This is a genomic window from Haemophilus sp. Marseille-P9675, assembly GCF_916862695.1.
Classification (GTDB): domain Bacteria; phylum Pseudomonadota; class Gammaproteobacteria; order Enterobacterales; family Pasteurellaceae; genus Haemophilus; species Haemophilus haemolyticus_K.
Map to the genome: position 1 here is coordinate 340,993 of NZ_CAKASP010000001.1, position 13,998 is coordinate 354,990.

11 protein-coding genes and 4 tRNA genes are annotated in these 13,998 nt (G+C 38.5%); 7 read left to right on the forward strand and 8 right to left on the reverse strand.

The genetic code is table 11. From position 1 onward, the window contains the following. Nucleotides 1-12 precede the first annotated feature (12 nt). The 5 genes from nrdA to LIX50_RS01595 all read right to left on the reverse strand — a co-directional run bounded on the left by nrdA (nt 13) and on the right by LIX50_RS01595 (nt 5,850). Nucleotides 13-2,283 (reverse strand): class 1a ribonucleoside-diphosphate reductase subunit alpha, encoded by a 2,271-nt coding sequence (gene nrdA, locus LIX50_RS01575; protein WP_048954020.1) that lies wholly within the window; start codon nt 2,281-2,283, stop codon nt 13-15. A 245-nt stretch (nt 2,284-2,528) separates the two neighbouring features. Beyond that, complete coding sequence (dolP, locus tag LIX50_RS01580) at nt 2,529-3,110, reverse strand: division/outer membrane stress-associated lipid-binding lipoprotein (protein ID WP_048954019.1); 582 nt, start codon at nt 3,108-3,110, stop codon at nt 2,529-2,531. A 56-nt stretch (nt 3,111-3,166) separates the two neighbouring features. Further along, nucleotides 3,167-3,751: an SIS domain-containing protein gene (locus LIX50_RS01585; RefSeq protein WP_140524603.1), complete on the reverse strand. Its 585-nt coding sequence runs from the start codon at nt 3,749-3,751 to the stop codon at nt 3,167-3,169. 12 nt (nt 3,752-3,763) lie between these two features. Continuing rightward, nucleotides 3,764-4,123: a YraN family protein gene (locus tag LIX50_RS01590; protein WP_048954017.1), complete on the reverse strand. Its 360-nt coding sequence runs from the start codon at nt 4,121-4,123 to the stop codon at nt 3,764-3,766. After that, nucleotides 4,123-5,850 carry a penicillin-binding protein activator gene (locus LIX50_RS01595; protein ID WP_048954016.1) on the reverse strand — a complete coding sequence of 576 codons (1,728 nt, stop codon included), beginning with the start codon at nt 5,848-5,850 and terminating at the stop codon, nt 4,123-4,125. Before LIX50_RS01595 ends, LIX50_RS01590 begins: the two co-directional genes overlap by 1 nt. A gap of 71 nt (nt 5,851-5,921) precedes the next feature. Between LIX50_RS01595 and rsmI the strand changes: the two genes are divergently transcribed. The 3 genes from rsmI (at nt 5,922) to LIX50_RS01610 (ending at nt 8,997) form a co-directional block, all read left to right on the forward strand. After that, nucleotides 5,922-6,773, forward strand: a complete 852-nt coding sequence (gene rsmI, locus LIX50_RS01600) for a 16S rRNA (cytidine(1402)-2'-O)-methyltransferase (protein ID WP_048954015.1) — start codon at nt 5,922-5,924, stop codon at nt 6,771-6,773. A gap of 102 nt (nt 6,774-6,875) precedes the next feature. Next, the gene (gene tldD, locus LIX50_RS01605) at nt 6,876-8,324 is read left to right on the forward strand and encodes a metalloprotease TldD (protein WP_048954014.1); all 1,449 of its coding nucleotides are present in this window, start codon (nt 6,876-6,878) and stop codon (nt 8,322-8,324) included. A gap of 121 nt (nt 8,325-8,445) precedes the next feature. Beyond that, nucleotides 8,446-8,997, forward strand: coding sequence for an NlpC/P60 family protein (locus LIX50_RS01610; RefSeq protein ID WP_048954013.1), 552 nt, complete (start codon nt 8,446-8,448; stop codon nt 8,995-8,997). A gap of 102 nt (nt 8,998-9,099) precedes the next feature. On the opposite strand, the gene purA is transcribed toward LIX50_RS01610, so the two are convergent. Together purA and lysC are read right to left on the reverse strand one after the other, a co-directional pair. Next, nucleotides 9,100-10,398, reverse strand: coding sequence for an adenylosuccinate synthase (gene purA / locus LIX50_RS01615; RefSeq protein WP_048954012.1), 1,299 nt, complete (start codon nt 10,396-10,398; stop codon nt 9,100-9,102). Between the two features lie 128 nt (nt 10,399-10,526). Further along, nucleotides 10,527-11,879 (reverse strand): lysine-sensitive aspartokinase 3, encoded by a 1,353-nt coding sequence (gene lysC, locus LIX50_RS01620; RefSeq protein ID WP_048954011.1) that lies wholly within the window; start codon nt 11,877-11,879, stop codon nt 10,527-10,529. Between the two features lie 344 nt (nt 11,880-12,223). Here lysC and LIX50_RS01625 point away from each other — a divergent pair. The 4 genes from LIX50_RS01625 to LIX50_RS01640 all read left to right on the forward strand — a co-directional run bounded on the left by LIX50_RS01625 (nt 12,224) and on the right by LIX50_RS01640 (nt 12,614). After that, nucleotides 12,224-12,300, forward strand: a tRNA-Met gene (locus tag LIX50_RS01625). A 5-nt stretch (nt 12,301-12,305) separates the two neighbouring features. Next, nucleotides 12,306-12,390: transfer RNA gene (locus tag LIX50_RS01630), tRNA-Leu, on the forward strand. Between the two features lie 28 nt (nt 12,391-12,418). Then, a tRNA-Gln gene (locus LIX50_RS01635) sits at nt 12,419-12,493 on the forward strand. A gap of 46 nt (nt 12,494-12,539) precedes the next feature. Next, nucleotides 12,540-12,614: transfer RNA gene (locus tag LIX50_RS01640), tRNA-Gln, on the forward strand. A 215-nt stretch (nt 12,615-12,829) separates the two neighbouring features. Here LIX50_RS01640 and fbp read toward each other — a convergent pair. Next, nucleotides 12,830-13,834, reverse strand: coding sequence for a class 1 fructose-bisphosphatase (gene fbp / locus LIX50_RS01645; protein ID WP_048954010.1), 1,005 nt, complete (start codon nt 13,832-13,834; stop codon nt 12,830-12,832). Between the last annotated feature and the right edge of the window lie 164 nt (nt 13,835-13,998).

Below are 13,998 nucleotides of genomic sequence, written 5' to 3' on the forward strand. Positions count from 1 at the left end.
GAAAGTAAATAGTTAGATTTTACAAGCTCCACCAGCACAGCCATCATCAAGATCTTCTTGAGCATCTTCAGCGCCATCGCGAGTGTTTTGATAGTAAAGAGTTTTTAGGCCATATTTATAAGCGGTTAAAAGATCTTTTAACAACACTTTCATCGGTACTTTACCATCTTCAAAACGTTTTGGATCGTAGTTGGTGTTGGCGGAGATCGCTTGGTCTACGAATTTTTGCATAATACCGACTAAGTGCAAGTAGCCGTCATTACTTGGAATATCCCAAAGTAATTCGTAGTTGTCGCTTAAGTTTTCGTATTCAGGTACAACTTGTTTTAGGATGCCATCTTTTGACGCTTTAATACTTACATGACCACGCGGTGGCTCAATACCATTAGTCGCATTGGAAATTTGTGATGATGTTTCTGATGGCATTAAGGCAGTTAAGGTTGAGTTACGTAAACCAAATTCTTGGATATCTTTACGTAAGCTTTCCCAATCATAATGTAACGGCTCTTGAGTTAAGGCATCTAAATCTTTCTTATAGGTATCAATAGGTAAAATGCCTTTTGCATAAGTGGTTTCATTGAAGTATTCGCAAGCACCTTGCTCTTTTGCTAAGTTCATAGAGGCTTTCAATAAATAGTATTGAATGGCTTCAAAAGTGCGGTGAGTTAAATCATTAGCTGAACCATCAGAATAACGAACACCATTTTTCGCAAGATAATAAGCATAGTTAATTACACCGATACCTAATGAACGACGAGCAAGTGAACTACGTTTTGCCGCCACCACAGGGTAATCTTGATAATCTAATAATGCATCAAGTGAACGCACTGCAAGATCGGCAAGTTCTTCTAATTCATCTAAGTTTTCAATCTTACCTAAGTTAAATGCGGAAAGGGTACAAAGTGCGATTTCTCCATTTTCATCATTAATGTGCTGAAGTGGCTTCGTTGGTAACGCGATTTCTAAACATAAGTTAGATTGGCGAACTGGTGCCACTTGTGGATCAAACGGCGAGTGAGTATTACAGTGGTCTACGTTTTGAATGTAGATACGGCCTGTTGATGCACGTTCTTGCATTAATAAAGAGAAAATCTCAACGGCTTTGACAGTACGTTTGCGGATAGTTGGATCTTGTTCGTATTTTACGTAAAGTTCTTCAAATTTGTCTTGATCCGCAAAGAATGCTTCATAAAGTCCAGGTACATCTGATGGACTGAATAAAGTAATCTCGCCGCCTTTAATTAAGCGTTGATACATTAATTTGTTTAATTGGACGCCATAATCCATATGACGAACACGGTTGTCTTCTACACCACGGTTATTTTTTAACACAAGTAAGCTTTCTGCTTCTAAGTGCCAAATTGGGTAATAAAGTGTTGCAGCACCGCCACGAACGCCACCCTGTGAGCAAGATTTTACTGCAGTTTGGAAATATTTATAGAATGGAATACAACCCGTATGGAATGCTTCACCGCCACGAATCTCACTGCCTAGTGCACGAATTGCACCTGCATTAATACCAATCCCCGCACGTTGTGAAACATATTTCACAATAGCTGATGCCGTTGCATTTATTGAATCTAAGCTGTCATCACATTCAATTAATACGCAAGAGCTGAATTGACGAGTTGGTGTACGCACTCCTGCCATAATTGGCGTTGGTAATGAGATTTTGAAGGTGGATGTTGCATCGTAGAAACGTTTTACATAATCCAAACGCGTTTCTTTTGGATATTTAGAGAATAAACTAGCGGCAACGAGTAAATAGAGGAATTGTGCTGATTCGTAGATTTCACCCGTCACACGGTTTTGGACTAAATACTTACCTTCTAATTGTTTTACGGCAGCATAAGAGAACGTCATATCACGCCAATGGTCGATGAAATTGTCCATTTCATCCCATTCTTCGCGGGTATAATCATCCAATAAGGCATGATCGTATTTTCCCATGCGTACTAATTTTTTGACGTGATCGTATAAACGAGGGGGATCAAAATGACCGTAAGCCTTTTTACGCAAATGGAACACCGCAAGGCGCGCAGCAAGGTATTGATAATCCGGAGAATCTTTGCTGATTAAGTCCGCAGCTGCTTTAATAATGGTTTCGTGAATGTCTGAAGTACGAATGCCTTCATAAAACTGAATGTGAGAACGCAATTCCACTTGTGAGACGGACACATTCTCCAGTCCTTCTGCAGCCCACGTAATAACACGGTGGATTTTATCAAGATTGATTTGTTCCTGCGTGCCATCACGCTTGATTACCATTAAGCTTTTATTCATTGTACGACCCTTGTTATTATGGCAATGTTAAACACAAGATATAGTGTTTTTAATAAAATTATGCACAAGGTAATGTGTTTTTTGCTGGAGATCAAGCAATAAATTTTTTGCTTGAATTATTGACAATAGGTAACTTATTTAAAAATAAATGGTTTTTTCGAAAGAGCAAAAAAATCAAATTTTTTACTTGTAAAAATGAGAAAAGTGCAGTTGAAATTCGTTGAATTTTTACCGCACTTTAAAGATTAGTTGAGATATTTGAAAACTTTAATTACTTTTTGCACGCCACTGATTTTACTTGCAATATCTGCAGCGGCATCAGCTTGAGCGCGAGTCACTGTACCGAGTAGGAAAACTTCTCCATTTTCGCTAATAACTTTAACATCGGTTGCTTTAACTCGACCATCGACTAACATTTTTGATTTAACTTGAGTGGTAATCCAACTGTCTTTGCTGATTTGTGCAAAAGAGATTTTTGGGCCAACAGTCAGTTCGTTATAAATGTCATTGACACCTTCAACGCCTTTTGCAAGATCTGCGGCGGTGTCTTTTACCCCACTATTGGGAACTTGACCGATTAAAAGTACTCGACCATTGTAAGACACTGCATTTATACGACCTTCAGTTTTGATTTGAGCATCTTTTTCAACGGCATTTTCGACTTTGAATTCGAGTGTTTCGTCATCAACTTGTGTGCCAGCTGTTCGAGGATCGGTACCGACTTTAGCTGCTGCTGCGCCACCACCTAGAGCGGCAACGATACAGCCTTGTAAAAAGAATGTTGTGCTAAGCACGATAGCCAGTTTTTTTAACGGGGATAATGTCATAATTAACTCCTTTTGAGATTAAATTACTGCTAGTTTGAAATTGATTTATTGTGCTGTCAAGCACCTGGGAACAACGTATGGTCAACTAATTCACAAAGGGCATTGATAACAAAAAGATGGTTTTCTAAGACCCGACTTTCTTTGGTTGCTGGAATCGATATTTCTAAATCACTATCAGCTAAAATTCCTTGAATTGCATCGTTATTAGAGCCAGTGAGTGCAATGACATTAATTTCTTTATTTACTGCATGAGAAATAGTGTTTAGTACAATTTTCTCTGTTCCCAAAGGTGCAAAAGCAATAAGTAAGTCACCTGGTTTGGCAATGGCATTAAATTGATGACAATATAATTCCTCAGGCGAGTGTTCAAAAACAAGAGAAGAACCCACCGCACTTTCTAAACTTAAGAGCACAGAGGGAAAACTTGGTCTTGCTAAATCGTATCGATTAAGTAAGTTAGATACGAGAAATTGCGCATTGGCATAAGAGCGCGACACACCACAAGCGATCACTTTATTTCCACCTAGCAAACATTGCATCACCATTTGGGTAGCGTTAGCAATATTTTCTGAAAGCATACTAGACGCAGCAATTTGAATTTGAATACTTTCGCTATAAATATCTTTTACTTTTTGTAACATTATAAAAAGCCATTAATCGAGAAAATTAGGAATCCATTGAATATCTTGGGGCGTTTTGCCAAAGGCGATTAAATCAAAGCGACAATCGGCGTCTTCTAAACTCATGTTTTGTTTCATTAGCCATAAATTTGCCGCATCCAACCATTTTTGTTGTTTTTGCCAATCTACACTTTCTATTGCCGAGCCAAAGGCATGATTAGAACGCTGGCGAACTTCAACAAAAACGATGGTTCCTTTGTCATTCATAATAAGATCAAGTTCACCACATTTGAAATTTTGATTAGCCGCAATAAATTTTAAGCCTTTTGATTCTAAAAAAAGGCGAGCTTGATGCTCAAAGCTCGCCCCTTGTTGACGTTTTAAAGAAAACATTAGTTTGCGACCGGTACAATTGCACCATTTTGGTATTGATACCAAGTCATATCGCGTTCAACATTACAATTTGTACCCGCACTTAAAATGCCGGTTAAACCACTTAAGCGATATCCTGGTACTTGGCGCAATTCATTAAATTGGTTGATGAGTAACCAAGCATCTGCACCCATTGCATATAAACGCATTAATTGATATTCACCGCCAGTTGTTTTAGCGAGTTTTTGATATTGTGGTGAATTGGTTTCTTTAAAAAATGGAATATCACTAAATTGAACACCATTCATTTGAGCGACAAACTCTGGATTGCTGCTTGTGGCATTGGAGCTTGAGCGTGAGCTCGCATAAATGCGTAAATTTGGTGCACTATTCGTTAAATAGCCTTTCATTTCGACCAGTTCATCTGGATTGGCGACCACATAAAGTGCGGTTGTATTTTCACCATTTTGTTGTAAAAAGTAGGTGACATCAGCAGGTAGATTATAATAACGAACATTCGCATCGACGCCAGCAAGTTGTTGCCAACGTACGTTAAAGGCATTACCTACGCGTTGCCCTAAATCATTTTGAGGCATGGCGACGAGTGGACTACGAATTCCATCATTCCACATTTTATTGGCTGCTGACTCTGCTTCATCTTCTGGTGAAAGTCCATAATAGCAAAGTTGAGCAATTGCACGAGAATTTGGTGTAGCATTTAATGCAAGCACATCCATACCTTGAATTTGTGCTGGATCCGCCAAAATTACATCAAGATTTTGTTTTAGTAAGGGACCAACTAAGGTTTTAATTCCCGCTTGTTTCGCTTGCGCAATGATATCTTGTACAGAATTCATTGAGGTATCAAATACTTGCACTGGAATGGTTGAGTTACCTTTTGCATCGTTGAAACCCGATTGAATGGTGGTACCAAGAATTTGTCCGTCACCACTTAATGGTAATAATAAACCAATTTGTGACACATTCGTTTGTTGGAAATTCAGCAATGTAAGCAATTCTTTAGGGAACAACGTTGCGGCTGCATGATTTGGATAAGCATTTTTCCAACTTTGTAATGCTTGGCTTAATTGAACGGGTTGACGAATATAATCATTGTAGGTTTTGATTAACGTTAACCAACCGCCTAAAGCTGCGTTACCTTCATCTGAAGCATTATTGATTACGCCAGTATTTGCTGAACGTAATAATGCCCAAGTTTTATCAACATTATCTTGACGACGTTGTACATCCGTTAAATTCTCATCAATTTTTATCCGCGCTTTGACGGCCTCAATGATATCTTTTTGGTTTTCAGCAACAACCGCTAATGTCTCGTAATAACGAGATTTTTGTGACGGGCTTAATTTATTTAAATCCAATGCACGTAATTGATTTTGAGCCACTTCATTAGCATTTTTTGCAGCAGAAATTCTCGCTTCAATTAATGCACGATCTAATTTTTGCGCATCATTTAATTCACCTAACTCACTTAATAAAGCTTCTGATTGTTCAACTTTATTTTCACTAATTAACACGCGAGCTGCGAGCAATTTATAGGTTTGTTGATCTTCAAGTTCTTGTGCTTGTCCTAATTTATTCATATAAAATTCAGAACTTGCATTCGCATCTTGTTGTAAAGTTTGCGTAAAACTGCTGCCAAGTAGGTTTGAACAGCCAGCTAAGGCCATTGACAATAAAATTGGCATTAAACGTTTTTTAAAACGTCCGCCTTGTAATAGAATAGGCATTCTTGCTCCATCATGAACAGACAATAGTTGTGGCAGATCTTACTTATCTCATAACTTAAAAGCAAACAAAAATGACTGATTTAACCGGAATTTTATATATTGTTGCCACACCGATTGGCAATTTACAGGATATTACCCAGCGAGCTTTAGATACTTTTGCGCAAGTGGATTTAATTGCCGCAGAAGATACCCGTCATAGTGGCCTTTTATTAAGCCATTACGGTATCAAAAAGCCCTTTTTTGCTTTGTATGATCATAATGAACAAGAAAAAGCCCATATTTTGGTGGAAAAACTCAAGCAAGGTAGCCATATTGCTTTGATTTCTGATGCAGGAACGCCATTAATTAGTGATCCTGGTTTTCATTTAGTACGCCAATGCCGTGAAGCTGGAATTCGTGTTGTTCCTTTGCCAGGAGCCTGTGCGGCAATTACCGCACTTTGCGCATCGGGGATTGCTTCTGATAGATTTTGTTTTGAAGGTTTTTTACCTGCGAAAAGTAAAGCCCGCAAAGATAAATTAGAAAATATCGCAGAAGAAGACCGCACTTTGATTTTTTATGAATCCACTCACCGTATTTTAGATACGCTAGAAGATATGCAATCGGTGTTAGGGGAAGAACGATATATTGTGTTAGCCCGTGAAATTACTAAAACTTGGGAAACGATTACGGGTAATACGATTAAAAATTTACGAGAATGGCTTTTAGAAGATCCCAATCGTACAAAAGGCGAGATGGTTTTGATTGTGGAAGGCAAACCAAAGTCTGACAATAACGATGAAATCTCTCCACAAGCGGTGAAGGCGCTTGAATTAATTGCAGAAGAATTACCGCTAAAAAAAGCGGCTGCTATTGTTTCTGAGTTGTATGGTTATAAGAAGAATGCTTTGTATCAATTTGGATTAGCGCATTTGGAAAAATAACCTCAAAATCAACTGCACTTTATTCATCCGATTTTAATCTGTGCTGTTGCACCAAACGGACACAAGCTCTTACAAGATATTTACTTTTAGACTGGAAAAAATATGTTAAACCAAGTTTCAAATACATTACTGACACCAAGTAATCTTTCAACTAAAGCATTGCTCAATATTTTCGACATAATGTCGCATCGCAATATTGACTATGCTGATTTGTATTTTCAACTTAGCCAAGATGAAAGTTGGGTATTGGAAGATGGCATTATAAAAGAAGGCGGTTTTCATATTGATCGTGGTGTTGGCGTGCGGGCAGTTTCTGGTGAGAAAACAGGCTTTGCTTATGCCGATCAAATTAATCTTGCCTCTTTGCAGCAATGTGCAGAGGCGGTAAAGGGAATTGCGCAAGTAAAACAGGGAAATTTGATTTTGCCATCCGCTTTTAATGTTGTAAATCCTATTGCTCGTTATGCAGCGATTAATCCTTTGGAAAGTTTGACTAAAGAGAAAAAAATTGAGCTATTACATTTGGTTGATCGTACAGCGCGCGCAGAAGATCATCGCGTAACTCGCGTATCAGCAAGTCTTAGTTCCGTTTATGAAGAAGTATTAGTCATGGCGACGGATGGTACGCTAGCTGCAGATATTCGTCCTTTAGTTCGTTTATCTATTTCTGTGTTAGTAGAAGAAAATGGCAAACGTGAGCGCGGCAGCTGTGGTTCTGGTGGGCGTTTCGGTTTAGATTGGTTCTTTGAAGTGATTGATGGCGATATTAGAGCAGTACGATTTGCTAAAGAAGCGGTTCGTCAAGCTTTAGTAAATCTTAGCGCAGTTGCAGCACCAGCTGGATTAATGCCTGTTGTATTAGGTGCGGGTTGGCCAGGCGTGTTGTTACACGAGGCGGTAGGGCACGGTTTAGAAGGGGATTTTAATCGTAAAGAAAGTTCACTTTTCACAGGCAAGATTGGTGAACAAGTGACTTCACCGTTATGTACGATTGTGGATGATGGCATGATTGAAAATCGTCGAGGTTCATTAACTATTGATGATGAAGGAGTGCCAAGCCAGTGCAATGTACTCATCAAAGATGGGATCTTGCAAGGTTATATGCAAGATAAAATGAATGCTCGTTTGATGGGCGTCGCACCAACAGGGAATGGACGACGTGAGTCTTATGCCCATTTACCAATGCCTAGAATGACTAACACCTATATGCTTGCTGGACAAAGTCAGTTTGATGATTTGATTGCTTCTGTAGAACGAGGGATTTATGCACCGCACTTTGGTGGTGGGCAAGTGGATATTACGTCTGGTAAATTTGTATTTTCCACTTCAGAAGCTTATTTAATTGAAAAAGGAAAAATTACGAAACCAGTTAAGGGCGCAACTTTAATCGGTAGTGGCATTGAAGTGATGCAAAAAATTTCTATGGTTGCAGATAAATCAGAACTTGATTTAGGTATCGGGGTTTGTGGTAAAGAGGGGCAAAGTGTGCCCGTCGGCGTTGGACAGCCCGCACTAAAAATTGATGAAATTACCGTTGGTGGTACAAATTAAACCAAAATTGTGCAAAAGATCACAAAAATTCCATTAAAATTGGATTTTTACTGGCAATCTTATTCAAATTTTGATAGTCTCGGGCAGAATTTTATTTTATATCTTTTAATTATTTTAAATTATGTTAAAAAGAATTTTAGTTATTATTGGTTTAGCGACACTCGCAACCGCTTGTTCTAATGGCCCTCGAACGGCAAATCATCAGGCTATTTCTGAAAGTGATGATGCTCAATTAACGGGTTTGATTAGTAATTTAGAAAAAGGTAATCGTTCAGGGATTTTCCATAAAGTGAGAACAAACCGTTCATCTGCATTGATGGGTGATAAGGCTTTAGCTGGTGTGTATAATGAATGGGTGGGAACCGCTTATCGTATGGGCGGTACAACTAAACGTGGTATTGATTGTTCTGCATTTATGCAAACGACTTTTTCTGAAGCATTTGGCATTGAGTTGCCTCGTTCTACGGCTGAACAACGTTATTTGGGTAAACAAATTAGTAAATCAGAGTTGAAAAAAGGCGATTTAGTTTTCTTCCGTAAAAATAACCATGTCGGTGTTTATATTGGTAACAACCAATTTATGCATGCAAGTACAAGCCAGGGAGTGACTATTAGTTCTCTTGATGAAGATTATTGGGCGAGAGTTTATACACAATCTCGTCGTATTATGTAGTATAGAAAGAAATGAATATTTAGTTCATTTTTTACATAAGAGTATTTATATTTAAAATAATAAAGGCGAATGTAAATAAAGTATTTACATTCGCCATTTTTATTATTCTGCAAATGGATCACGTAAAATCATGGTTTCTACACGATCAGGACCTGTTGAAAGAATATCAATTGGCACCCCAGTTACTTCTTCAATACGTTTAATATAGTTAATGCAGTTTTGTGGTAATTTATTTACATCTGTGATGCGGAAAGTATTTTCTTTCCAACCCGGTAATGTTTCATAAATTGGTTCTACACCTTCCCAATCTTTTGCTGCTAATGGTGCATATTCAACGATTTCACCATTTGGCATTTTGTATGCAACACAGATTTTTACTTCATCAAAACCATCTAATACGTCCAGTTTGGTCATGCAGAAGCCAGAAATAGAGTTAAGTTGGATTGCACGGCGAATGGCGACGGCATCGAACCAACCACAACGACGTGGACGGCCTGTTACTGCACCAAATTCGTTACCTTTACGCGCAATTTCAGCACCCACATCATCAAATAATTCCGTTGTGAATGGGCCTCCACCTACACGAGTACAGTAAGCCTTGATGATACCAAGTACATAGTCTAAGTTACGCGGGGCAAAACCAGAGCCAGTTGCAACACCACCAGCCGTTGTGTTTGAGCTGGTTACATACGGATAAGTACCGTGGTCGATATCTAACATGGTGCCTTGTGCACCTTCAAATAAAATGTGCTCACCATTTTTGCGTGCAGTATCAAGAATTGTAGTGATATCTGCCACCATACCTGTGATTACATCGGCAATTGCCATTACATCATCTAAGGTTTTTTGATAATCGACAGCTTCAACTTTGTAGTAGTTCACCAATTGGAAATTATAGTATTCAAGGATATTTTTGAGTTTTTCGGCAAAGGCTTCTTTATCAAATAAATCGCCTACGCGTAAACCACGACGAGCCACTTTATCCTCATAAGCTGGGCCAATACCACGACCAGTTGTACCGATAGCTTTTTTGCCGAGTGCTGCTTCACGGGCGTGATCCATAGCCACATGATAAGGCAAGATTAAAGGACAAGCTTCAGAAATTAATAAACGTTCACGAACTTTAATACCACGGCTTTCAAGTTCGCCCATTTCTTTCATTAATGCTTCAGGTGAAACCACAACGCCATTACCAATTAAGCAAATTACGTTTGGATGTAACATACCAGATGGAATTAAACGTAATACGGTTTTCTCTCCATTGATGATAAGTGTGTGGCCTGCGTTGTGACCGCCTTGGTAACGAACTACGTATTTTACGCGATCCGTTAGAAGATCGACGATTTTTCCTTTACCTTCATCGCCCCATTGAGCGCCTAAGATAACAACACTTTTTCCCATAATTTCCGCCTTTTATTCGGTTAAATTAGTCAAATGAACAGCCGTTTACTTTACTCTTTTTCGGCTTTAATCTCAATGATATAAAAGAAAAAGTGCGGTGATTTTTCACCGCACTTTGGGGTTAGACTTTATTCAAATAAGGATTTGTGTAATGAACGAACGACTTCGTCAGCATGTTCACTTTGCACGAGCATACAAATATTGTTGGTGCTTGCACCATAGCTAATCATTCTTACATTATAAGGCTCAAGAGTATCAAAAATTCCTTTTGCTACACCTGTTGTAGTATGTAAATTATTGCCGATTAATGCAACTAATGATAATCCAGTATCGACTTTCACTGAACAATATTGACGAAGTTCATCTAACAATTCGGTTGAAAGTAATTCTGCCCCTGAAGATGCGGAGCCTGTTTTATCCAATGTCAATGCAACGCTCACTTCTGATGTGGTGATAGTATCCACAGAAATTTTGTGTTTAGCCAAAATGTTAAATACATTCGCTAAGAAACCTTGTGCATGCAGCATACTTAAGCTGGAAAGCGTAAGTAAGGTTTGATCTCGGCGTAGCGCAATTGCACGGAAAGTTGGACGTGGTTGAGGATCGCGAGTGACCCAAGTTCCGCCCGCTTCAGGGGCTTTGCTTGAACCTACATAAACGGGGATATTGCTGCGTACTGCAGGGAGTAATGTGGCTGGATGTAGCACTTTTGCGCCAAAGGTTGCCATTTCAGCTGCTTCAGCAAAGCTCATTGTGTCGATACGTTGTGCAGCTGGAACAATGCGTGGATCGGTTGTGTAAATACCAGCAACATCAGTCCAAATTAAAACGTCTTTTGCATTTAATACTTCGGCTAACAAGGCAGCAGAGTAGTCGCTACCGCCACGGCCTAATGTGGTTGTTTTACCGCTTGGTTCACGTCCGATAAAACCTTGGGTGATGACTAATTCGCCGCGGTCTATTAATGGTTTTAAAATGCTATCACTGTTTGATTGAGTTTGTTCATCATTTGGTGCAGCTTTACCAAAATGGTTATTGGTTGCAACAATCGTACGGACATCAACCCAAGTGCCCGATGCGTTTTGTTCACGTAAAATCTCAATAAAGATTTGAGTTGACATCATTTCTCCGTGACTGATGAGTTCATCAGTTAATGCGGGAGAGGTTGCAAGGCTAGCTGCTTCCGAAAGTGCGGTAATATTTTCAAGATATTTTTCAATAATCGGACGAACTCGGCTGTCGTCTTTTAATTCATTCAAAATATTCTCTTGAATTTGACGGATTTCACCAATTAATTTTTCACGTTCTGTCGCTTCTACACCATTTGCTAAAGCGACTAATAAATTCGTCACGCCAGCTGATGCAGAAAGCACGACTACGCGTGTATTTGGATCAGTGATGACAATTTTGGCGCAAGCTGTCATTGCGGCGTGGTTGGCTACAGATGTTCCGCCAAATTTGGCGACTGAGAGATGGGACATAAGATGCTCCTGAGATGTTGTGATTTTTTAGAATAGTTGGTATAGAAATAACGATTTAGGCATTTTTTGTCAAATAGATTTTATTGACAAATGAAAAAATGCCATTTTTTTAATCATAATATAAATAAAATTTATATATGAATGTGAAAAATAAAAAATTGGAGACACAGAATAGGAATGCTTACAATGCAAACTGCAAACGTGTAAAAAACAAGTAAAGTGTTTTTTTAATAATCAAATAAACATATAAACACAAATTTTTTCAAAAAAGTATTTGACGAGGTCTCTTAAAATCAGCATAATACGCCCCGCAAAGCCGATATGGTTAGGCAAATTAAGGTAATGGCTACATAGCTCAGTTGGTTAGAGCACAACACTCATAATGTTGGGGTCGCAAGTTCGAATCTCGCTGTAGCCACCAGATTTGCGGGACTGGCGAAATTGGTAGACGCACCAGATTTAGGTTCTGGCGCCGAGAGGTGTGTGGGTTCAAGTCCCTCGTCCCGCACCATTTATCGCTTTGTAAGTCAAATAGTAGTTGGGGTATCGCCAAGCGGTAAGGCACCGGGTTTTGATCTCGGCATCCCTAGGTTCGAATCCTAGTACCCCAGCCATGCTATCAAATAAATCTTCTTTATATCTAATCAACGATTTCTCTGTTGGGGTATCGCCAAGCGGTAAGGCACCGGGTTTTGATCTCGGCATCCCTAGGTTCGAATCCTAGTACCCCAGCCATATTTCCTGTATTATTACTATTTGATATTGTTTACTAAGCTAAACAAATAATTTATTTTTAGAAATTTAGTAAGTAAGATAGTTATAAAATAGATTATATTGTTATCTAGATCAGTTGTATTCAAGCTCATCTGATGTTGAAAATAATATGGGAGGATGTCCTCCCCCCATTTATATTAAGATTAAGAAATAAAAAGGATTTGACGAAAGATCTCTTAATTTTCTTTAAATTCTTCCATCATTTCTTGCGCTTTTTTCACCATTTTCTCTGAACCGACAAATAATGGGATTCGTTCATGAAGTGCAGTTGGTTTTATATCTAAAATTCTACGATAACCATCACTCGCAATTCCTCCTGCTTGTTCGGCTAAGAAGGCTATAGGATTACCTTCATAAAGTAGGCGTAACTTACCATTCGGGTAATTAGTTGCACTTGGGTAAATATAAATTCCACCTTTAAGTAAGTTGCGATGGAAATCAGCAACAAGCGATCCAATGTAGCGAGATGCATAAGGACGGTTAGTGGTTCTGTCTTCTTCTTGACAATATTTGATATATTTTTTTACACCTTGAGGAAATTTTAAATATTGTCCCTCATTAATAGAATAAATACGTCCATCTTTTGGCATTTGCATATTTTCGTGAGAAAGACAAAATGTGCCGATTGATGGATCATAGGTAAAGCCGTTAACTCCGTTACCAGTGGTATATACTAACATTGTTGATGAACCATAAACAATATAACCAGCAGCAACTTGTTTATTTCCAGGTTGCAAGAAATCTTCTAATGTTACTGGTGTACCAATTGGTGAAACTCTACGATAAATAGAGAAAATTGTTCCGACAGATACATTTACATCAATATTAGATGAACCATCAAGAGGATCTGTTAATATAATATATTTTGCATTGCGACCACGTTCTGTATCGAAAGCGATAAAGCTTTCTTCTTCCTCTGATGCAAATCCCGCGACTTCTTCTCGTGCCATTAAGGCTGCTCTCATTGTATTGTGTGCAAATAAATCTAGCTTCATTTGGCTTTCACCTTGCACATTTTCTATACCTGATTGTCCAAGGATATTAGTTAGGCCCGCTTTATTGATATCACGATGGATAATTTTAGCAAGTAATCGTATTGACGATAAAATTCCACTTAACTCCCCTTTTGCATTAGGGTATTCAGCTTGCCGTTCTACAATAAATTCACTTAATGTTTTCATAATTTTCCTTTAGTCTTTAATTATGACTTAATTATAGAAAACTAGTGAAAATAATGCTAATGAAAGAGTGTAAAAATGTGATCAAGATCACATATTAGTAACATTTAATCAAACAGGCTATAATGGTCAATCAATCATTATAGATATATTTAATCTACAATTAG

What these genes read in the sequence shown, in the direction of transcription:
- nrdA (WP_048954020.1), bottom strand. Translation starts at nt 2,283, where the DNA reads ATGAATAAAAGCTTAATGGTAATCAAGCGTGATGGCACGCAGGAACAA.
- dolP (WP_048954019.1), bottom strand. Translation starts at nt 3,110, where the DNA reads ATGACATTATCCCCGTTAAAAAAACTGGCTATCGTGCTTAGCACAACA.
- LIX50_RS01585 (WP_140524603.1), bottom strand. Translation starts at nt 3,751, where the DNA reads ATGTTACAAAAAGTAAAAGATATTTATAGCGAAAGTATTCAAATTCAA.
- LIX50_RS01590 (WP_048954017.1), bottom strand. Translation starts at nt 4,123, where the DNA reads ATGTTTTCTTTAAAACGTCAACAAGGGGCGAGCTTTGAGCATCAAGCT.
- LIX50_RS01595 (WP_048954016.1), bottom strand. Translation starts at nt 5,850, where the DNA reads ATGCCTATTCTATTACAAGGCGGACGTTTTAAAAAACGTTTAATGCCA.
- rsmI (WP_048954015.1), top strand. Translation starts at nt 5,922, where the DNA reads ATGACTGATTTAACCGGAATTTTATATATTGTTGCCACACCGATTGGC.
- tldD (WP_048954014.1), top strand. Translation starts at nt 6,876, where the DNA reads ATGTTAAACCAAGTTTCAAATACATTACTGACACCAAGTAATCTTTCA.
- LIX50_RS01610 (WP_048954013.1), top strand. Translation starts at nt 8,446, where the DNA reads ATGTTAAAAAGAATTTTAGTTATTATTGGTTTAGCGACACTCGCAACC.
- purA (WP_048954012.1), bottom strand. Translation starts at nt 10,398, where the DNA reads ATGGGAAAAAGTGTTGTTATCTTAGGCGCTCAATGGGGCGATGAAGGT.
- lysC (WP_048954011.1), bottom strand. Translation starts at nt 11,879, where the DNA reads ATGTCCCATCTCTCAGTCGCCAAATTTGGCGGAACATCTGTAGCCAAC.
- fbp (WP_048954010.1), bottom strand. Translation starts at nt 13,834, where the DNA reads ATGAAAACATTAAGTGAATTTATTGTAGAACGGCAAGCTGAATACCCT.